Origin of the sequence: Thermococcus henrietii (assembly GCF_900198835.1) — an archaeon.
Taxonomy (GTDB): domain Archaea; phylum Methanobacteriota_B; class Thermococci; order Thermococcales; family Thermococcaceae; genus Thermococcus; species Thermococcus henrietii.
The window spans coordinates 977841-998124 of the sequence record NZ_LT900021.1 but is presented as its reverse complement, the minus strand read 5'-3'; the positions used below and the strand labels follow the sequence as shown (position 1 = coordinate 998124).

Genomic DNA, 20284 nt, shown 5'->3' with positions numbered 1-20284 from the left:
ATGCCCGGAAAGAAGGCTCCGTATGGTGAATTTGCCGGTAGAAAGCTCAAGCTCAAGAGGAAGAAGTTCCGCTGGAGCGACATCCGCTACAAGAGGAGAGTTCTCAGGCTCAAGGAGAAGAGTGACCCGCTCGAGGGCGCTCCGCAGGCCAGGGGAATCGTCCTTGAGAAGATAGCCGTCGAGGCCAAGCAGCCGAACTCGGGAATGCGTAAGGCGGTTCGTGTTCAGCTCATCAAGAACGGTAAGGTCGTCACCGCCTTCACCCCAGGTGACGGAGCTATAAACCACATTGACGAGCACGATGAGGTCATCATCGAGGGAATCGGCGGTCCTAAGGGCGGTTCGATGGGTGATATCCCCGGAATCCGCTACAAGGTCGTCAAGGTCAACAGGGTCAGCCTCAAGGAGCTCGTCAAGGGAAGGAAGGAGAAGCCGAGGAGGTGAAGGAGAATGGCCAAGCCGCTTACCGAGCGCTTTTTCATCCCGAAGGAGCTTAAGGTCATGGGACGCTGGAGCGTTGAGGACGTCGTCGTCAACGACCCCTCGCTGAGGCCTTACATAAACCTCGACGCGAGAATCCTCCCGCACAGCCACGGCAGGCACGCCAAGAAGCCCTTTGGCAAGGCCCAGGTTCACATCGTTGAGAGGCTCATCAACAAGGTCATGAGAAGCGGTGCCAGCCACTTCAAGGCCGGCGGTCACTTCATGAGGCGCGAGCACCGCTCGATAATGAGCAAGAAGATGAAGGCCTACGAGGTCGTCAAGGAGGCCTTCATGATTATCGAGAGAAGAACCAAGCAGAACCCGATTCAGGTTCTCATAAGGGCCATCGAGAACTCCGCCCCGAGGGAGGACACCACTACCATCGCATTCGGTGGAATCCGCTACCACATGGCCGTTGACGTTTCCCCACTCAGGAGGCTCGACATTGCCCTCAAGAACATTGCCCTCGGTGCGAGCATAAAGTGCTACCGCAACAAGACCACCTTTGCCCAGGCCCTCGCCGAGGAAATCATTGCCGCCGCCAACAAGGACCCGAAGAGCTTCGCCTACAGCAAGAAGGAAGAAATCGAGAGGATTGCCCAGTCCTCCCGCTGAGGGCTGGAGGCCTCTTTTATCCTTCTGCTTTTCTCCTCTCGTTGTTAGGGGCTTTGTGTGGAGTGGAGCTATTCAGGTTCGACGTTTTAAAGCCTTTAGGGGTGTGTCCATGCTTCCTAAACCAAACTCTTCCCCACCATGTTTCCCGGCTTCTCAACTCCGAAGAACTTCAGAACCGTCGGCGCTATGTCCATGAGGCTCGGTTCCTCAAGGTTAACCTCCTCAAACCCCCAGAGAATCAGCGGGACCTTCATCACCGGTTCGTTCATCGAGCCGTGCATTCCCCTGACCCAGTGGCTTACCCCCTTTATCCCCTTACACATCCTGTGGGAGCAGAACCAGTAGCCGGGTTTCGCCGAGACTACCAGCTCCCCGCCCTCCGGGCTGTTGAGGTGCTCCAGATCCTCGCGGAAGAAGACGGCCTTAACTCCCGGCGCCCTCATAAGGACTTCAAAGGCTTCCTCGGCCTCGTTTGGGTTCCTCAGGTAAACGTGAACGCCCCCGCCGGAGGAAACGCGGAGCGTTTCAATCCCGTGCTTCCGGAGGTAGGTTTTCAGGTTCACCCACGTGTGGACTTCCTCCTGCCCGTGGTCCGCGAAGATTATGAAGGCGTACTCGTCCTTGAGGCGTTCCCACAGCGTCCTAACTGCGGTATCAACGGTGTGCACGGCCTTGAGCGCACCCTCACTCAGCGGTCCGTGGTCGTGGCTCATCCCGTCTATCGATGCGAAGTGGACGAGGAGCAGGTCAGGTCTGCACTCCTCGTAGAGGTACAGCGCGGAATTGAGAACCCACACGTCCTTCCTCCAGTCGCGCCCGTGTTGCCTGTACATCTTGTCGCTCGCGAAAAATGGAGGGAAAATCCTCACGTCCGTTCCGCTGAAGGGGGGCATCGTGTAACCCGAAACGCTCGCCGTCCGAACCCCGCGCTGGCGGAGCAGGTCAATGATTGTCGGGGCCTTTATGACCTTGTGGGGGTTGAAGGCGACCTCGTAGTCGTAGAAGTTCACCTTCCTGTCCGTTAGCTTGTCGTAGTAGCCGTTCTCAACGACGCCGTGGTCCTTCGGCCAGACCCCGGTCATTACGCTCGTGTGCACTAAATCCGTCAGCGTCGGGAAGATGGAATCCACAACGGCGAAGCTCCCGGTTTCGGCCAACTCGCTCAGGAACGGCATATGCTTGAGGTTATAAACCCCGTTTCCGTCGAGGCTTATTAGGACGAGCTTTTTTCTCATGGTTCAAACCCCAAAAGAGAACATATCTTCTGGCTTATTTCTTTTTTGAGGACTGGTCCTATCTCTCCGAGTTCTCCAATGAGAATGTCCTTCTGAACGGTGGCTATTTTTGTTAGCCTAACGAACGATGAGACTTTCAGGCCGGTTAACTGAAACTCCGGGTGTGACCTTTCAATCAGAACGTCCGTATATGGGTTATACCTTTCAACCCGTGAGGAAATAAATGCCAATGTGACATCGTTTTTGTCCTCGAACAACACAAGGGCAGGGCGGAGTTTAGTTCCCCTTAGGCTTGTAAAAGGAAACGGCACTAGGACGATTTTTCCTTTCATCGATACCTCACCTTGAGGTCCTCCTCGGAGTATAAATCGGGCTCGTCCTCAAGGAACTCCTTTAGAGATTCTTCTGAGAGTCTCATTAGGGCGTAGCTCTCCTCAGCTTCAAGTAGCTCGTTGAGGAGCTTCTCTATATGTTCAAGTTTCCTTTCAATCCTCATGAGTTCTCTAACGACGTCAACTCCCTCCACACAATCACCCCCAACCGGTGTCAGCCTGACGTGCACTCATCACCGCTCAGTGGGATGGAGTGGTCATCATTCACCGGACTTCATTGGTCAACCCGGTATAAATTCCTTCCGAGCCATTCGTCGAGCGTCTTCTGCCTCGCGAGGCTTCCCAAGATGTAGCTCCTCTTGAGGTACTCCTCGAAGGGGTGCTCAAGCCTCCTACGTATCGCGTCGAGGGCCTCTTTAAGCGTCTCGAAACGGCCGATTGGATTGTTCAAAGCTTTCTTCACGCCGAGGCGAATCTGCCAGACGCCGACTGGGGCGTAGTACTCTGGCGTAACTTCCCTGAAGACGACAGCCCGTGCCTGCCTCCTTCTCGCCCTGAGGGCTTCGAGGACGCTCAATCGGGCGGCATGATAGGCTCCAGCCGTTTCCTTGACGTACTCCTTCCTTCCCCGGAAGTCCTCGTAGTCGTGAATCACGCTCGGCTTCTCGCTACCGAAGAGCGAACCCTTCAGCCAAACCTCCAAAAGCTCGAAGGCGTAAGACTGGGGCATCAGCAGAACGGCGTAGCGGTTGCCGAGGAAGCGGTAGAAGTAGACCTCGTAGTCGTTTATCTCCGGGTAGTGCAGAATCTCGCGCCTCAGGTTCTTGCCTATGGTGTCCTGAACCGCTGTGATGCTCCACCGCGTCGGAACGAGCTTCCTCTCAATTCCAAGAAGGCCCGCCGAGAGAAGCCTTATGATGTAGTACTCGTCGAAGCCCCAGTTGTAGAGGCGCATTATCGCCTGTTCAGCCTTCAGCTCGTCGCTCACCACGTAGTCGGTTCTTCTAGGTATCCTCGGGTTCTCGGTCAGCTCGAAGTCGAGGAGTTCCGCTTTGGGTCCGATGGGCGGGGCGAACTCGCTCGGCAGAACCTTGAGAACGGGCTTTCTCTTAAGGATTATCTCACTGTCCACCGGTTTCACTGACATCGCCAATTCCTGAACCTCGCTCAGAATCCTCCCGCTCTTCCTTACGTTCACATCGGCCTTCGTCTCACCCATGACGAGCAGGGAGCGGTAGTAAAGGATATCGCGAATCGTCTTGCCCTCCCACTTGAGAGGACTGTCGAGATGGCTGGTGTTTCCTTCGATTGGAGGAACGAGGGGGCCGATTCTGACCTTAGGGTAGCCGTACTCGCCGACAAAGATGCTTGGCGGGGAGGAGCCGAAGAGATGCCTCTTGTTGAGCTTCTGCTCCACAGTACGGGCTACCCTAAAGCGCTCGAGAATCGGGCAGGTGGGCCTTCCGCAGAGGAGCTTTCGGCCCTTGCAGACTGCGCAGAGCTTGGAGTTGAAGAGCTCGACCATCGAGCCTAAGTTGAGGACGGGATGTAAAAAGCTTTGCCCGCCAAAAAACTTAAAAACCCTCTCCCGCTCATATACCTCGGGCGTGCCGCGGTAGCCTAGCCTGGTAGGGCGCCGGCCTGCTAAGCCGGTGGGCGGTGCCCACCGGGGTTCAAATCCCCGCCGCGGCGCCATTAACTTCTCTGGGTCAATGCCGGGATAGCCTAGAGGCGAGGCGAGGGACTGCAGATCCCTTCCACCCGGGTTCAAATCCCGGTCCCGGCTCCACATCATCCCTTTCTGACGAAAGTGCTGGCGGGGAAAACCTTTGCTTGGCAAAAGTTTCATCAAAATTTAGGAATGCTTTTTGAGATAGCGGGTTTTTAAGGGGATTACCCCCAATCCACCTTTGCCCCTTGTGAGGGTTTACACTTTTGGTCAAGCTTTTCCCAAAAGCTTGCTCGCCAGCCTTCCTCAAAGGCTGAAGGCGAAGCTTGCTACCCCCGAGGGGGTGCCTCTCGAACCCCTCAGCGCCAGCCCAACCACTCAGTCCAGGGGGCATAAACACATCGGCCGGATTGTTTTTATATCACCCCCTTAAATCCCCAGCGGTGGTTCCTATGATGCTCCCCGATTGGAAGATAAGAAGGGAGATTTTAATCGAGCCATTCTTCGAGGAATCGCTTCAGCCGGCCGGCTACGACCTCCACGTTGGAGACGAGGCATACATCAACGGGGAAATCCTGAACGTCGAGGAGCTCGGAGCCATTGTACTCCCTCCCAAGACGTATGCGCTTGTCTTAACCCTCGAGCGAATCAAACTTCCCGACGACGTCATGGGAGACATGAAGCTAAGGAGCAGTCTCGCGAGGGAGGGGCTTATCGGGTCTTTTGCGTGGGTGGACCCTGGCTGGGATGGAAAGCTGACCCTCGGCATCTACAACGCCTCTAATGAGCCCGTTGAGCTCTCCCATGGGGAGCGCTTTGTTCAGATTGCATTCATCCGCCTTGAAGGACCCGCGAAGAACCCCTATCGTGGAAGGTACCAGGGAAGCGCTGGAATCGCCCTCTCAAAGCGTAGGGCCAAGAAACTTGGATGAATTGAATCCATTTGTCCGGAAGTGTCAAAAGGTATAATTTCCGGGCTATCGTCTGGATTTAAGGGCCGTATCTGGGTGGTGTCTTTTTATCCCCTTTTAACAATTGTCGTAAATCCTACGATGTCCAGCACCCGGTAGATTTTTCCCGTGACAAAACGACATTGATACTTAGGTGTACACCGGATTTGGGGGCTCCAGAGGCCGTTTTTACCGAAAGCTTTATATACCTCGAATTGCTTAAAAAATACCGAAAAAGCTTTTACGGAGGTGTTGTGAATGGCCGAGCTTCCAATTGCCCCGATTGACAGACTTATTAGGAAGGCCGGTGCCGAGAGGGTCAGCGAGGAGGCCGCTAAGGTTCTTGCCGAGTACCTCGAGGAGTACGCCATCGAGCTCTCCAAGAAGGCCAACGAGTTCGCCAGGCACGCCGGCAGGAAGACCGTCAAGGCCGAGGACATCAAGCTTGCCATCAAGGCCTGATGGCCTTTTTGGCTTTTCCATCCCTTTCTGACCGTTAGCGTTTTAAGCCTCTTCTCGCGCTTCCGACCATGCAGGAAATAGCCGTTCGGATGACCAGGCGCAACCACAACGCCTTCGTTCATCTCCTTGGGGCCCTTGAGAGCCAGGGCTTCGATTTGAGCGAGCTCCTCATAACGAAGGACTTCAACGAGATTCTGAAGGCAAAACCCAAAGTCGTCCTCTACTCCTTCTTCACGGAGGAAATCTGGGGCGACCTCCCGAGGGAAGTCCGGCTTTTGAAGGAGAACGGCGCGCTTCTCGTGGCGGGAGGTTATCATGCAATAGCGATGCCGAAACATACCTTGAAACAGCTCGGCTTTGACGTAGCCGTCATCGGCGAGGGCGAGGAGGTAATCTACCAGCTCCTGACGATCCTGAAGAGAACAAACTACAGAATAACCCCCGAGCTCGCCAAGGTGAAGGGTCTCGCCTTCTACCTCAACGGGGAGTTCACCTTTACCGGCTTCGCTAAGGTCGAGGACTTCTGGCGTTTTCCGCCGTATCCCGAGAGCGTCCGCCTGATTTCGCCGATAGAGATAAGCAGGGGCTGCCCCTTCCGCTGTTACTACTGCCAAACTCCCTACATCAAGGGATTCCGCATGAGGCACAGACCCATAGACCAGATTGTGAAGTACTCGAGGAGAATGAAGGACATGCGTTACATAACCCCCAACGCCTTCGCCTACGGTTCTCCGGGTGCGATACTTAAGCTGGACAAGCTCGAGGCCCTGCTCAAGGCCCTCCAGCCCCTCAGGAAAGAGGGCAGAAGACTTTTCTATGGAACCTTTCCGAGCGAGGTTCGGCCGGAGTTCGTCCTTCCTGAGACGCTCGAGTTGCTCATTGATTACGCCGACAACAGGAGGCTTGCCATCGGAGCCCAAAGCGGGGACGACACGATGTTGAAAGCGATGCATCGCCTTCACAGGGTCGAGCACGTTCAGCGGGCCGTTGAGTACATGCTCGAGTACGGCTTCGAGCCGGTGGTTGACTTCATCGTCGGCCTGCCGAACGAGAGCGCGGAGAGCCAGAGGAGGAGCATCGAGCTTATGAAGTGGATTATGCGGAAGGGCGGAAAGGTCAGGGCACACTACTTCATGCCCCTTCCGGGAACCCCCTGGGCGCGGTGCAAGCCGAGCCCGCTGAGCGAGGAGATGAAGAAGTTCCTCGGTAGAATGGCCGCTAAGAGAAAAATAGAGGGCTCGTGGGGGATTCAGATAGAGCTTTCAAAAAGGCTCCAGAAGCTTATAGAGGAGTTCTACGAAGAGCCTATGAGCTACCACGGAAGTATAGACCCAGTCTGCTGAACCCAAAAGCTTTTAACTTCACGGAGTATTGGAGAGCGAGGGCGTTATGTACGCCGAAAACTATAAAAGATTCCTGGAGCTTATAGACGAACTGCGAGAGTTTGAAGGCGCCCTCATCGTTGAGGGCATGCGAGACGAGGTGGCTCTGAGGAATCTGGGGGTCAGAGCGGAGATAATCAGGCTCTCCCGCCTGCCTCTACCAGAGGTCGCGCTCATCGCCTCATCCTACGGCGAAGTCAAGATACTCACGGACTTTGACAGAAAGGGGGAGGAGCTGGCCAAAAAGCTCCTTCGCTACCTGGCCGGCTACCCCTGCAGGGTGGACGCGGAAACCCGGAAGGAGCTCAAGAAGCTGGTCAAAAAGGACATTAAGGGCATTGAAGACCTCTACGGCCTCTATTTGAAGGTAATCTCCGTTTCTGACCCCCGGCTGGAGGGGATTCGATGAAGAGAAAGAAGACGATACTCCAGCAGGTTTTGGCTGAAAAACGAAAAAAGGCTAAAGAGGGTGGTTTCATGTCAGGAAAGGACGAGTTCGGAACAACCAAATACGTCATCTACGCCGAGTTTGAGGCTAACGGCATCGTCGAAAGGCCCGACGTTGTGGGTGCTATTTTCGGACAGACCGAGGGTCTTCTTGGGGACGACCTCGACCTGAGGGAGCTCCAGAAGACCGGAAGGATTGGCAGGATTCGCGTCGAGGTTCACAACAAGGCCGGCAAGACCTACGGAACCATTACCGTCCCGTCGAGCCTCGACAGGGTCGAGACTGCAATCCTCGCCGCGGCGCTCGAAACCATCGACCGCGTTGGGCCAGCCGAGGCCAAGATAAGGGTCCTACGCATAGAGGACGTCAGGGCGACCAAGAGGAAGTACATCATCGAGAGGGCCAAGGAGATACTCGAAACCCTCATGGAGCAGGAGATTCCGGAGACCCAGGAGCTCACCGAGGAGGTCAAGAAGGCAGTCAGAGCTAAGGAGCTCATCGAGTACGGCCCTGAGAAGCTTCCCGCTGGACCCCACGTTCCGTTCTCCGACTCAATCATCGTCGTTGAGGGAAGGGCCGACGTCCTCAACCTGCTCAAGCACGGCATAAAGAACGCGATAGCAGTGGAGGGAACCTCGATTCCAGAAACCATAATCAAGCTCAGCAAGGAGAGAATAGTTACCGCCTTCACCGACGGTGACCGCGGTGGAGAGCTCATACTCAAGGAGCTCCTCCAGGTGGCGGACGTTGACTACGTTGCCCGTGCCCCTGAGGGCAAGGAGGTCGAGGAACTCACCAAGAAAGAGATAGTCAAGGCCCTGAGGAGCAAGGTTCCGGCCGAGCAGGTCATCAACGAGATGTTCAACAAGGGCAAGAGCTTCTACGAGCTGATAAGGGAAAGGGAAGAGAGGAAGCCCGAGCCCAGGAAGGTCGAGCCGAGGGAGCCGAGGGTCGTCCCGGTTAAAGTCGAGGAAAAGAAGCCGGAGAAGGTTGAGAAAGTCGAGAGGCCAGAGCCCAAGGAGGAGAAGATAGTCAAGCCCATCGAGAAGGCCCGCGTTCCAGAGCTTGAGGAGTTCGGCGAATTCATCGAGCGCGTTAAGAAGGACGGAATAGCACTCCTCCTCGACGAGAACAAGAACGTCATAGCGGAGATTCCAGTCAGGGAGCTCACGAACCAGCTCAAAGAGCGCAAGGACGTTTACGCAGTCGTCTTCAACGGCGTCATCACCCAGAGGCTCATCGACACAGTCAGCGAAACCGGCGTTCGCTACCTAATCGGCGCGAGGAAGTACAACGTCGTTAGAAGGCCTGTCCAGCTCAAGATAATAACCTTCGCCGAGTGATTAGCGGAGGATTACTCCTTTTCTTCCCCTTTCTATTGACATTCCCTTCTCCTTTGGGGTGTACACCAGGGGGCTTTTTCTCACGTACAGCCTCTCCCCCATGCCTTCCCTGGAAACGACTTCAACGACGTAGTGGGCGTAAAGCGAGAACCACGACAGGAACTTTTCCGAGGTTCTGTCCCTGTTGAGAACCCACAGGTTTATGGACTCTCTACCGTCTGCTTCACTAAGTGCCATGAACCTCTGAAATATTCTCAGTGTGTTCCTCTCCCCCAGGAAAAACGCAAAGCCATCGAGTGTGAAATCCACGCGAACAACCCGCTGGTCGCCCATTTTTTCCTGTTCAATTGTCCTGAACAGCATTGAATACTTTGGAACGAACGTGTCTGCTGAGAGGTTCTCCCCGGAGTAAACGAAGTCTTCATTGTATTTGATACCGTGAAGGGAGCCGAAGACGTCTATGACTGCCAGGTCTCCACTTTCACCAAGGGTGCGGAGGTCAACGCCGGAGGGAACGAGCTCAATTTCCAGCGTGGAGAGGGGCAAAACGGTGTTCGTTACAACTCCAAAGTCTCCCATCTCAACTCGATTTCTCATAATCTCAAAGGCTATTGTCCAGCCGGTTGAGTAGGTGTTGTGAATTATCAAGAGGTTGCCGTTTGGAATCAGGCCTCCCCCGATTGCACGGTCGAGTTTTCTGATTCCAGTGCTCAGAAGCTCCATGGTCACCTCACCGTAACGTTCGTAAACTAGATTTTAACGTTTAGGTTTATCTCTCTTTTGTATTTTTGGACTAACCTTTATAACCGCTTTCCCCATTCTCCCACAGGTGGTTAAAGATGGTGGAGGAGCTAATCTGGAAGTACGCGCTCATCAACGCCTACACCCACAAGGGAAAGGCGAACCCCAAAGCCGTCATCGGAAAGGTTCTTGGTGAGAACCCCGAGCTGAGGCCAAAAGCCAAGGAGATAATCCCGCTCGTGAACGAGATAGTCGAGAAGGTGAATAACCTCTCCGTTGAGGAGCAGGAGGCGAAGCTGAGAGAACTTTATCCCGAGTTCTTCGAGGAGAAAAAGGCCAAGAAGGAGGAGAAGAAGGGCCTTCCCCCGCTTCCCAAGGCGGAGAAGGGGAAGGTCGTCACCCGCTTCGCGCCCAACCCCGACGGTGCCTTCCACCTCGGAAACGCGAGGGCAGCTATTCTGAGCCACGAGTACGCGAGGATGTACGACGGCAAGTTCATACTCCGCTTCGACGACACCGACCCCAAGGTCAAGAGGCCAGAGCCGATTTTCTACGAGTGGATTAAGGAGGACCTTGAGTGGCTCGGCTTCAAGATTGACGAGATACACATAGCGAGCGACAGGCTCGAGATATACTACGACTACGCCGAGAAGCTGATAAAGATGGGCAAGGCCTACGTCTGCACCTGCCCGCCGGAGAAGTTCCGCGAGCTCCGCGACAAGGGAATAGCCTGCCCCCACAGGGACGAGCCGGTTGAGGTTCAGCTCGAACGCTGGAGGAAAATGCTCAACGGAGAGTACAGGGAGGGCGAAGCGGTCGTCAGGATAAAGACCGACCTCAATCACCCAAATCCCGCCGTCAGGGACTGGCCGGCGCTCAGGATAATAGACAACCCGGACCACCCGAGGACAGGCAACAAGTACCGCGTCTGGCCCCTCTACAACTTCGCCTCCGCCATAGACGACCACGAGCTTGGCGTTACGCACATCTTCCGCGGGCAGGAGCACGCCGAGAACGAGACGAGGCAGAGGTACGTTTACGAGTACCTCGGCTGGGAGTATCCGGTCACGGTGCACCACGGCAGGCTGAGCATCGAGGGTGTTATCCTCAGCAAGTCCAAGACGAGGAAGGGCATCGAGGAAGGTAAATACCTCGGCTGGGACGACCCGAGGCTCGGAACTATTAGGGCCCTGAGGAGGCGTGGCATAAGGCCGGAAGCGATAAGGGAGCTAATCATCGAGGTTGGGCTTAAGAGGAGTGACACAACAATAAGCTGGGACAACCTCGCGGCGATAAACAGGCGCATAATCGAGCCGATAGCGAACCGCTACTTCTTCGTCGCCGACCCGGTTCCGATGTACATAGAGGGCTACGACGAGGAATTCACAGCCGAGATTCCACTCCATCCAGACCACCCGGAGAGGGGCGTTAGGAGGCTCAAATTCGTCCCCGGAAAACCGGTTTACGTCTCCAGGGACGACATGGAGCTCTTCAAGCCCGGCAACTTCGTTCGCCTTAAGGACCTCTTCAACGTCGAAATCCTTGAGGTGAACGAGGACGGCATTAAGGCGAGGTTCCACAGCGTTGACTACGAAGTGGCCAGAAAGAACAGGTGGAGGATGGTTCACTGGGTCACCGAGGGCAAGCCCTGTGAAGTCTGGGTTCCCGAGGGCGAGGAGCTCATCATCAGGGAGGGACTCCTTGAAAGCGACGCCGACGTTAAGGTTGATGACGTCGTCCAGTTCGAGCGCTTCGGCTTCGTGAGAATAGACGAGGTAAAAGATGGAAAGGTCAGGGCGATTTTCGCCCACAAGTGATTCTTTTCAATCCAGCCCTCTCCATTTTATAAGTCCGAGCAGGAACTTGTGGGGAAGCTTCTCGTGGTGCGGGTAAACGCGCAACGCGTAGTGCCAGCAGGGGTCTCCGAGGTGCCTCAGCGCGCTTCCGCGGTAGGTGTAGAGCCACTTTCCACCTTCGAGCCGCTTCGGATGCCTGAGCTCGACGATGTGCGGCCTCTCTATGTGGTATCCCTCCGCCCTGACCCCGTAGTAGAGCTCGACGCGGACGTCTTCAGGCTTCAGCCCGTCGAGGTCAACCGTCACCTCAAGGCCAGAGCGGTCGTCCAGAACCCTGACGTCAACGAAGCCCACCTTTGGCCACGACTCGGTTACGCGGTCCTTCCACTCGGCTATCTCCTTCGCGCCCCGGTAGTTTTCCCTCATGAGCCATATGTGGTTGCTCATGGCCTTTGAGTAGAACTTGTCCATGTACTCCTTGACCATCCTGTGGGTGCTGAAGCGAGGGGCGATGCTCTTTATGCTCTCCTTCATCATGTAAATCCACTTCGGCCTGTTGCCATAGTAGGTCGGGATTATCTCCCTCTCAAGGAGGTCGTAGAGGGCGTGAGCATCTTTAATGTCGTCGGCCTCGCTCTCGGGCTCGGTGCTCTCCTCGCCTATGACCCAGCCATTCTTTCCGTTGTAACCCTCGACCCACCAGCCGTCGAAGATGCTTGCGTTCAAAACCCCGTTCAATCCTGCTTTCATTCCGCTCGTTCCGCTGGCTTCGAGGGGCCGTCTCGGCGTGTTCAGCCAGACGTCAACACCAGCAACCATGAGCCTCGCGCTTCCCATGTCGTAGTTTTCCATGACGAATATCTTGCCCCTGAACTCGGGCATCTTGCTGACCTCGTAAATCCTCCTCAGGAACTCCTTTCCTCCCAGGTCGTTGGGGTGGGCCTTCCCGCCGAAGACAATATAGACGGGCCTCGTCGGGTCGTTCAGGAGCTTTCTGAGCCTGTCAAGGTCCGTGAGAAGAAGAACCGCGCGCTTGTATGTTGCAAAGCGCCTCGCGAAGCCTATTATGAGCGCGTTCTCGTCTATGGCCGGAATCGGGTCGTCGGTTCCGAGGCGCTCGTTCCGCTCCATCGCCTTCCTCCTGAGGAGCTCGATGAACTGCCTCTTAGCCTCGAGGTGGGCTTCCCAGAGCTCTTCATCGGGAATCCTCTCAATCGCGTACCAGATACCTTCAAGGTTCGTGTGCTCGCGCCAGACCTTGCCAATGTAGCGGTCGAAGAGCTTCCTCATCTCGTTGTGAACCCACGTCATGGTGTGGACGCCGTTGGTTATTGGTTCAATGGGTATCTCGTCGAGCGGAACTCCAGGCCAGAGGTCCTGCCACATCCTTCTGCTCACTTCTGCGTGCAGTCTGCTGACACCGTTAACGTAGCTCGACGTTCTAATCGCTAGAAGGGTCATGTTGAGGTGGTCCCCCTCCCTGCCGAGTTCGAGGAGCTCTTCTCTGCCTTCGAGGAACTTGGCGAGTCGTTTCCGAACCTCCTCAATCGGAAACCTGTCGTGGCCGGCCGGAACGGGCGTGTGAGTCGTAAAGACCGTCGTTCCCCTGACGACGCTCAGCGCCTCGGTGGACGTGAGGCCCTCGTCCATGAGCCACGCAATCCTCTGGAGGTTCGCGAAGGCCGGATGCCCCTCGTTGAGGTGGACGACGCCGGGCTCTATTCCCAAGGCTTTTAACAGCCTCATTCCACCGATGCCGAGGAGGATTTCCTGCTTTATCCTCTTGTCCATCTCGGCGTTGTAGAGGTAGTCGCATATCTTCCTGTCGTCCTCGCCGTTCTCGGGGACGTCCGTGTCGAGGAGGTAAATCCTCACCCTGCCGACCTGAACCTCGAAGGCCCTCGCGTAGACCGTCCTGTCCTCAATCGGCACCTCAATTAGGAGCCTCTCCCCGTTCCTGTCGAGGACGGGCTTTATCGGCATCTCTTCAGGTCTGTACTCCGGGAAAACCTCAATCTGGTTTCCGTTTTCGTCTATCTCCTGACGGAAGTAGCCGTGCTTGTAGAGCAGGCCGACGGCTATGAAGGGAAGCCCGAGGTCGCTCGCGGTCTTGACGTGGTCGCCGGCCAAGATGCCGAGCCCGCCGGAGTAAATGGGGAGGCTCTTGCTTATGCCGTACTCCATGCACAGGTACACAATCGGCTTGTCCCAGTTTGGATAGTTGGTCGAAAACCAAGTTGAGTCCGGGTTCATGTAGTCCTCAAACTGCTCCATGACGAGCTCGTAGAGGTTCATGAAGTCGTCATCACGAAGGAGCTCGCGGAACCTGTGGGGGGGCGTGTCGAGGAGAAGCTTCACAGGGTTCTTGTACTCGGCCCAGTGCTCGGGGTCTATCTTTTCCCAGAGCTTCGTAGCCCTTCTGTTCCAGCTCCACCAGTAGTTGTAAGCTAAATCAGCGAGCCCCCTGAGCGGACTCGGAAGTCTCTCACGAATTGTTTCATAAGTGCACTCGTCAACCCTCGCCATAGAAACCACCGCGTATCATCATGGGTGATACTAATTTCTCGCGAACCTTAAAAACCCTGTCGCTCGGGGTCTTCTCTACGTGAGTTTTTGTGTGCCCACGTAGAGATTCATTCCCCGAGCTACTGCGGGTGCCCAGACTTAGACCGCCCCGCCCAACTCTCCTTACTCTTTCAGCACACTCCGGCGGAACGGGTCGCCCGAACACCCACAGGGTTCAGCCAGCCCTCCACCTCGCCTAGCTCACTGACTTCACCGGGCCGGCATCATTACCAAAAACTATTTAAGTAAACAAGTATTTAAGTATTTTGGTGAATACAATGGGTGTCATCACCGTGAAAATCCCGGACGAGCTGGAAGTTAAGTTCCGAAAGAAAATCCTCGACGTTTATGGAGTTAAAAAGGGTGCTCTTGGAATGGCCATAACGGAGGCTATTGAATTATGGCTCGAAAAACACGAAAAACCCACCGAGCGGAAGTGAATTACATCACAATCAAAACAAAACTCGAACCAGAAAGACAGAAAGACTACCTGAAACTCGCTCTCTTGACTGAAAAATTCAAAAGAGCCGTCGAACTGGCGATAAGACTCCAGCTCAAGGGAGTCAAGAAGAGCGAGGGTGTAAAGGAAGTTTCTCGGCTGGTTCTCAATAACTGGTGGTATTCTGACAGCGCGTGGGATTATGCTAAAATGCTGTTAAAGGGGGCAGAGCAAAACGGTGGGAATCCGAGACACATTCACTTGAAGTCGAAATTCCTCATCAGCAAACCCAAGGAGAACGAGAAGGGGAACAGGAACGTGAAGATTGAAGGGTTGAACGTTAGAATCCGCTCGAACGGTGAATGGCTAAACTTTAAGATGAAGACCGCTGGGAAGTTTCTTCCTGTCCTTTTGGATGCTCAAAAGTTCAAATACGGCGTGCAGGTTGTTCTTCGGAATGGGAAGGTTTATCTTCATGTTCAGGTGCCTTTCGAGGTTTATCTTAAACACTACGGGAGGACTGCTAATGGAAAGCTTTACGCTGGATTTGATTTGAATTCGGACAGGGTGAATATGGTTATTCTCGATGAGAGGGGGATTATTCGGGACGTTAAGGTTGAGCATTTTCCGGGAGTTAATTCTCCGGGGTTCTCGAACAGGAGGGCTCGGGATTTGAGGCTAAAGGCTCTTGCTCGATTGCTGGATTATGCGTTTTATCATGGTGTTAGGGTCGTGTTCTTCGAGGATTTGGGGAGGATTAAGAGGAAAAACGGAAAGGCAACGACTTCAAGGAAAGGAAATCGTAAGGCGTCAACTTTTGCTAAGAAAGAACTTCTTGAGTATGGTGTTGTTATGGCGTTGAAGAGGGGTTTTGAGGTCTATCTGGTTAATCCTGCCGGTTCCTCAAAATTAGGGCGGGAATTTGCTCGGGGATTGGGTTTGGACGTTCATTCCGCCTCAGCCTTTGTGATTGGTTGGTGGGGAGTTAATTCACTGAAAACTCACGAACACTCCCAAAAAGAAGAACAGTTTAGTTAGGCGTTCGACGAAAGGAGAAAAGAAGAAGTCATGCGCCCTCAAGCGCGAACGGGCTTATGTAGTCGCCGTACTTCTCCCTTGCCTCAAGGAGTCTCTTCCTCTCCTCCTCGAGAACTTGGAAGAGCTCCTCGGGAACTTCCCTGACCTTCTCGCGGTAGATTTTCTCTATGCGCTCAATCTTCGCAAGCAGTTCTGGAACCCTTATCGTGAACTGCTTCTCGTAGGCTTCCCTGCTGTAGTCCTTGTTGAGAACCTCCTTGAAGAGCCTTGCCAAGTCCTCGTACTTGGGAATGTAGCCTATCGGCGTCTCGATTGCATCAACGTCGCCGTGAACCCTCAGCTCCATCCACTTGAGCCACACCGCTTTGTCGAGCTTGTGGTTGAGCCAGTTGCCGTTCTCGTCGCGGAGGAAGTAGTTGACGGCGAATATCTTCGGCGCTTTTCTCAGCTTCTCGCCGAACCTCAGGTAGTTCTCGATGTACTCGCCGAGCGGGACGCTCATGAAGTCGAGTATGGCCATCGGATTAAAGGCCCTAACGCCTTCCTTCCCAAGGGTCGCCGCCGTCGTCTCGCTCTCAAGCGAGGCGCCCATCGTTACCACTCCGTGCTTCCAGTCAAAGGCTTCCCTCACCGGGGGCCAGGTGTCCTTATCGCGGCCGCCGAAAATCATTCCGCCGACTTCCACACCGCACGGGTTCTCCAAGGCTTCAAGGTCAACGTTCGGGAAGTGCTCGAGAGAAACCGTAAAGCGCGCGTTTTTGTGACTCGGCGGTATCTCGTTTCCTTCCGCGTCCCTCTTGCCCCTCCACCACCTTCCGCTGTGGTTCTCCCCCTCATCAGGAATTTCAACGCCCATTTCGTTCCAGTAGGGCTTCCCGTCCTTGACGAGGACGTTCGAGAAGATTATCTCGACCGGAGAGTGGAGAACCTTCCAGATTATCGGGTCGTCCTCGGGGTTGACGCCCTGAATTATGCCGAAGACGCCCTTCTCAACGTTGGCACCGCGGGCGACGCCGTTCACGGGTATTATAAAGCTCAGATCATCGCCGACGATGTTCTCCCAGGGAATCATGGCGGTGGATGTTTTGCCGCACATGCTCGGATAGGCACCCGTGAAGTAGGTCTTCCTGCCGTTCGGGCCGTTCACGCGCATGAGGAACATGTGCTCGCTGAGCCAGCCCTCCCTGACCGCCTTCTGGATGGTGAGCCTGAAGGCGAGCTTTTTAAGGCCGATCGTGTTGCCGCCGTACTGGGTGTTGACGGAGTAGACCGTGTCGTCCACGAGGTCAATGTAAATCCTCCTCCTGTCCAGGTTCTTGCTCGTCTTCCTCTCGTCGAGCTCCCCCTCACTGTGAACGAAGCGGAAGAACTTGGCGTTCCTTCCGAGGCGCTTGAACTCCTCGTAGCCCTTCCTGTAGAGTATGAACTCGGAGTGGGCAACGTAGGCCGAGTCGGTGAGCTGAACGGCGGGAATCGTGAACACGGAGTTTCTAGGTCCGAGAACGAAGAAGCAGATGAAGAGCTCCTTGCCTTTCATGACACCCTTCATGAGCTCCCTAATCTCCTTCAGGCCCTCGTCGCGGTCCTTGGTGTTGAGGAAGGGTATCTCCTTTCCACCCGGAACGAGGAGCTTGGTGTTGGCCTTGTCCCTGGCCTGGTCGTAGTAGTTGTCGTAGTGGACCGTGTGGTTCGGCGTTTCGAGCATCTTTTCCTCGCCGTAGTAGAGGGCCTTCCAGCGGACGTACTGCTCGTCCTCTTCGCTGTCGGTGCAGACGAAGACCTTGCTCGGCTCGAGCCACTCAATCCACTCCGCCAAAAAAGCGTGAAGCTCGGGGTTGTCTATCGCCTTAACTTTCTCAAACTGTTCCTCGGGGAGGAGTTCCCTAAGCTTTTCAAGGGCGTCCATTTTTGTCGCCTCCATCGGATGTGTGCATCTTACCTATTTAAAGTTCCTTCGTCGTTGTGACCATCAACTGGGCGATTAAAGGGCCATTGTCTGATGTAACGTCGAATTTTTTGGGCAGAGTTGTCAACTCATGCACCGAGTAATGGTCATCAGTGGGCTTATGGACGCATCCATGTGAATGAACGACGACGGGCGCAAAGTATTTTAACTGGGAGTGATACAATAAAGCGGTGCGGTGCAAGATGAAGGCAGTGATTTTGGCCGGAGGCAAGGGAACGAGGCTTCTCCCGCTGACGGTTTACAGGCCAAAACCCATGATACCATTCTTCAACAGACCCCTGATGGAGTACGCCCTCCAGAGCCTCATCGAGGCCGGGGTCGATGAGGTTTACGTTCTAGTCGGCTACCTTAAGGAGCGCATAATCGACTACTTCGGCGACGGAAGCGAGTGGGGGATAGAGATTCACTACTCCAACAAGGACAACGTGAAGCTCGGAACGGCCGGTGCCACCAAGAAGGTCGTCAAGCACATGGACGATACGTTCTTTGTCGTCTCAAGCGACGTTCTCACGAACCTCGACCTGCGGGCGCTCTACGAGTACCACAAAAAGAAAAAGGCCCTCGCTACGATAGCCCTCTCGGAGGTTGACGACCCAACGCAGTACGGCATAGCGATAATAGACGAGGACGGCAGGATTCAGCAGTTCAAGGAAAAGCCCAGACCGGAAGAGGTCTTCAGCAACCTCGTCAACGCTGGCATATATGTCTTTGAGCCGGAAGCGTTCGACCACGTCCCCAAGAACAAGAACTTCGACTTTTCCAAGGACCTCTTCCCGAGGATGCTCGAAAACGACCTCCCGCTCTACGGGTTCCCCTTCAAGGAGTACTGGAACGACGTCGGAAGGCCGTCGAGCTACCTTCAGGCGACGGAAGATGTGTTCCTCGGACGGCTCCTCCTGCCTCAGGTGAAGACCGAAAGCCTTAAGGGCAACCTTGAGTACGGTGGGGCGCTCTACACTGGCAGGCGTTGCGTTCTGCGGAAGCCGGAAATCAGGGGCTTCGCGGTCATTGGTGATGACGTTGAGATAGGCAGAAACGTTAAAATTGAACGCTCGGTAATCTTTTCAGGCGTGACCATCGAGGACGGTGCCGAGATAAAGGAGGCCATAATAGGAGAAAACGTTCACATAGGCAAGGGCGTCGTCATACAGCCCGGTAGCGTCATCGGCGACAACACGCTCATCGAGGACTTCAGCAAGATAGGCTCGAACGTGAAGATTTGGGTCGAGTCAAGGATTGGTCGGGAGAGTATAATACTCCCAGATTGAGGTGGTGGAAGTGGAAGTGTATTATTCGCAGAGGTTTAATCCCGAGGAGCTTGCCCTCCTTGGAAGGGCCATAGGAACCGTTTCCCATGGTACGATAATAGTGGGCAGGGACGGAAGGGCCATCTCACGCTATGGAAAGAGGGCGATGGTTGTTGGCATAGTCAGCACCGGTTCAACAATAATGGACGTCCGCCTGATTCCGCTCATAGCACTCAAGGACTTCGCCCATAAGAAGGGCCTCCCCCTTGCGTACGTCTACTACTACGGGGGCGTCCGCGTCTACGTCAGTGGAATCGACGTCGACGAGATAAACGCCATCCTCGAGAGCAGGAGCTTCATCGAGGCCCAGCCCAACGATATCGGTGCGACGGTCTACTACCCCAACGCCCTTGACGACTTCATGCACGACGTCTTCAAGCACTACAACTTCAAGCTTGAGGGAAAAGCCCTCGTTGATGCAATGAACACCCCTGCGGTGCTCTTCTTCCCAAGGATGAACGAGCACTTTGGCTTCGAGGTCGAGCTCATGAACGACATGATGACCAGCTACCTGCCACCGAAGCCCAAGGAGGTCTTCCTCCACAAGCTGAGCAAAGGCGACTACGACTTTGGAATGCGCTTTAGACCCGATGGCGTCGTTGAGTTCTACAAGGACGGCGAGCGGAAGGAATTCATGAGTATGTGGTCCCTCTTCGACTACCTCAAAAGGCTCTAACGGCAGTTTTATAAGCCCCTCACCGAGGGGTTTACACGTTCTTCCATTTTGGGGGTGACGGGCTTGGGGATATTCATTGTGCTTGAGGGCATAGACGGCGCTGGAAAGTCAACCCAGGCAAAGCTGCTCAAGCTGTGGTTTGAAGAAAAGGGTTACGAGGTCGTTCTCACCAAGGAACCGACGGACACTCCCTTCGGCAAGCTCATCAGGAAGCTCGTTTTGACGGGTGGAAGGGAGGGAATCATTGACGGGGCTAAAATAAGCCACGAGGCCGAGGCTTTACTCTTCGCGGCGGACAGGGCCGAACACGTTGACAAGCTCATAAAACCCGCGCTCGAATCCGGAAAGGTTGTGATTTCGGACCGATACTTCTACTCCTCCCTTGCATACCAATGGGCGAGGGGACTCGACCTTGAGTGGCTGATAGACCTCAACCGCTTTGCAATAAGGCCCGACCTCGTTCTGCTCCTCGACCTTCCCGTCAAGGAGAGCATGAAGCGCATAAGCAGGAGGAGCATAAAGACCGAGTTCGACAAGATAGTGGAGCTTCAGAAGAAGGTTCGCGAAAACTACCTAAAGCTCGCGGAGCGCTTTCCTGAGATTAAAATCGTCAACGCACTGGAGGACGTTGATGGTGTCCACAGGCAGATTGTTGCACTCGTTGAGGCTCTGCTCGAGAAGTGAATGAAGCCCCGGGCGGGATTTGAACCCGCGACCGGCGGATTACAAGTCCGCCGCCCCGCCAGGCTAGGCTACCGGGGCAGGCTCGCTTTAGGGATTCCGCCAGGAGTTAAAAACCTTTTCCCCGCTCCAACCGCAAAATTTATAAACGTCCCT

20 protein-coding genes and 3 tRNA genes are annotated in these 20284 nt (G+C 54.8%); 15 read left to right on the top strand and 8 right to left on the bottom strand.

Annotated features, from left to right (window positions below):
• Both CS910_RS05560 and rpsG read left to right on the top strand, forming a co-directional pair.
• Positions 1-444, top strand: a complete 444-nt coding sequence (locus tag CS910_RS05560) for a 30S ribosomal protein S12 (protein ID WP_042688992.1) — start codon at positions 1-3, stop codon at positions 442-444.
• A gap of 6 nt (positions 445-450) precedes the next feature.
• Positions 451-1098: a 30S ribosomal protein S7 gene (rpsG, locus tag CS910_RS05555; protein WP_099210125.1), complete on the top strand. Its 648-nt coding sequence runs from the start codon at positions 451-453 to the stop codon at positions 1096-1098.
• A 116-nt stretch (positions 1099-1214) separates the two neighbouring features.
• Here the strand turns inward: rpsG and CS910_RS05550 are convergent, their stop codons facing one another.
• From CS910_RS05550 to CS910_RS05535, 4 genes are all read right to left on the bottom strand, one after another.
• Positions 1215-2333 (bottom strand): alkaline phosphatase family protein, encoded by a 1119-nt coding sequence (locus CS910_RS05550; RefSeq protein ID WP_099210123.1) that lies wholly within the window; start codon positions 2331-2333, stop codon positions 1215-1217.
• Entirely contained in the window at positions 2330-2665 is a 336-nt protein-coding gene (locus CS910_RS05545) for a type II toxin-antitoxin system PemK/MazF family toxin (protein WP_099210121.1), read from the bottom strand. Before CS910_RS05545 ends, CS910_RS05550 begins: the two co-directional genes overlap by 4 nt.
• The gene (locus tag CS910_RS05540) at positions 2662-2859 is read right to left on the bottom strand and encodes a hypothetical protein (RefSeq protein ID WP_099210119.1); all 198 of its coding nucleotides are present in this window, start codon (positions 2857-2859) and stop codon (positions 2662-2664) included. The genes CS910_RS05545 and CS910_RS05540 overlap by 4 nt, the downstream gene beginning before the upstream one ends.
• 80 nt (positions 2860-2939) lie before the next feature.
• A complete protein-coding gene (locus CS910_RS05535; protein WP_099210117.1) occupies positions 2940-4190 on the bottom strand; it encodes an Nre family DNA repair protein in 1251 nt (416 codons plus the stop codon).
• A gap of 84 nt (positions 4191-4274) precedes the next feature.
• Between CS910_RS05535 and CS910_RS05530 the strand changes: the two genes are divergently transcribed.
• The 7 genes from CS910_RS05530 to dnaG all read left to right on the top strand — a co-directional run bounded on the left by CS910_RS05530 (position 4275) and on the right by dnaG (position 8919).
• Positions 4275-4360, top strand: a tRNA-Ser gene (locus CS910_RS05530).
• Positions 4361-4379: 19 nt separating this feature from the next.
• Positions 4380-4454: transfer RNA gene (locus CS910_RS05525), tRNA-Cys, on the top strand.
• Positions 4455-4786: 332 nt separating this feature from the next.
• Complete coding sequence (gene dcd, locus CS910_RS05520; RefSeq protein WP_099210115.1) at positions 4787-5266, top strand: dCTP deaminase; 480 nt, start codon at positions 4787-4789, stop codon at positions 5264-5266.
• Between the two features lie 276 nt (positions 5267-5542).
• Positions 5543-5746, top strand: coding sequence for an archaeal histone HpkA (gene hpkA / locus CS910_RS05515; RefSeq protein WP_099210113.1), 204 nt, complete (start codon positions 5543-5545; stop codon positions 5744-5746).
• Positions 5747-5814: 68 nt separating this feature from the next.
• Positions 5815-7089 (top strand): TIGR04013 family B12-binding domain/radical SAM domain-containing protein, encoded by a 1275-nt coding sequence (locus CS910_RS05510; protein WP_099210111.1) that lies wholly within the window; start codon positions 5815-5817, stop codon positions 7087-7089.
• 46 nt (positions 7090-7135) lie between these two features.
• Entirely contained in the window at positions 7136-7537 is a 402-nt protein-coding gene (locus CS910_RS05505; RefSeq protein WP_099210109.1) for a toprim domain-containing protein, read from the top strand.
• Positions 7534-8919 (top strand): DNA primase DnaG, encoded by a 1386-nt coding sequence (dnaG, locus tag CS910_RS05500; RefSeq protein ID WP_042688685.1) that lies wholly within the window; start codon positions 7534-7536, stop codon positions 8917-8919. The genes CS910_RS05505 and dnaG overlap by 4 nt, the downstream gene beginning before the upstream one ends.
• Here dnaG and CS910_RS05495 read toward each other — a convergent pair whose 3' ends face one another.
• Complete coding sequence (locus CS910_RS05495) at positions 8920-9648, bottom strand: hypothetical protein (RefSeq protein WP_145955367.1); 729 nt, start codon at positions 9646-9648, stop codon at positions 8920-8922.
• A gap of 110 nt (positions 9649-9758) precedes the next feature.
• Between CS910_RS05495 and CS910_RS05490 the strand changes: the two genes are divergently transcribed.
• Positions 9759-11477, top strand: a complete 1719-nt coding sequence (locus tag CS910_RS05490) for a glutamate--tRNA ligase (RefSeq protein WP_099210105.1) — start codon at positions 9759-9761, stop codon at positions 11475-11477.
• Positions 11478-11483: 6 nt separating this feature from the next.
• Here CS910_RS05490 and malP read toward each other — a convergent pair whose 3' ends face one another.
• On the bottom strand, positions 11484-13982 hold the full coding sequence (gene malP, locus CS910_RS05485) for a maltodextrin phosphorylase (protein ID WP_099210103.1): 2499 nt from the start codon (positions 13980-13982) through the stop codon (positions 11484-11486).
• Positions 13983-14290: 308 nt separating this feature from the next.
• On the opposite strand from malP, the gene CS910_RS11885 reads away from it, so the two are divergent.
• Both CS910_RS11885 and CS910_RS05480 read left to right on the top strand, forming a co-directional pair.
• Positions 14291-14461 carry a hypothetical protein gene (locus CS910_RS11885; protein ID WP_158523809.1) on the top strand — a complete coding sequence of 57 codons (171 nt, stop codon included), beginning with the start codon at positions 14291-14293 and terminating at the stop codon, positions 14459-14461.
• Positions 14458-15498, top strand: a complete 1041-nt coding sequence (locus CS910_RS05480) for a transposase (protein WP_223211933.1) — start codon at positions 14458-14460, stop codon at positions 15496-15498. The genes CS910_RS11885 and CS910_RS05480 overlap by 4 nt, the downstream gene beginning before the upstream one ends.
• 28 nt (positions 15499-15526) lie before the next feature.
• On the opposite strand, the gene CS910_RS05475 is transcribed toward CS910_RS05480, so the two are convergent.
• Entirely contained in the window at positions 15527-17404 is a 1878-nt protein-coding gene (locus CS910_RS05475) for a phosphoenolpyruvate carboxykinase (GTP) (protein ID WP_099210099.1), read from the bottom strand.
• Between the two features lie 242 nt (positions 17405-17646).
• Between CS910_RS05475 and CS910_RS05470 the strand changes: the two genes are divergently transcribed.
• The 3 genes from CS910_RS05470 (at position 17647) to tmk (ending at position 20131) form a co-directional block, all read left to right on the top strand.
• A complete protein-coding gene (locus CS910_RS05470) occupies positions 17647-18732 on the top strand; it encodes a nucleotidyltransferase family protein (RefSeq protein WP_099210097.1) in 1086 nt (361 codons plus the stop codon).
• Between the two features lie 10 nt (positions 18733-18742).
• Positions 18743-19447: a phosphohexomutase domain-containing protein gene (locus CS910_RS05465; RefSeq protein ID WP_099210095.1), complete on the top strand. Its 705-nt coding sequence runs from the start codon at positions 18743-18745 to the stop codon at positions 19445-19447.
• A 63-nt stretch (positions 19448-19510) separates the two neighbouring features.
• Positions 19511-20131 (top strand): dTMP kinase, encoded by a 621-nt coding sequence (tmk, locus tag CS910_RS05460; RefSeq protein ID WP_099210093.1) that lies wholly within the window; start codon positions 19511-19513, stop codon positions 20129-20131.
• 4 nt (positions 20132-20135) lie between these two features.
• Here tmk and CS910_RS05455 read toward each other — a convergent pair.
• A tRNA-Thr gene (locus CS910_RS05455) sits at positions 20136-20209 on the bottom strand.
• Positions 20210-20284 lie beyond the last annotated feature (75 nt).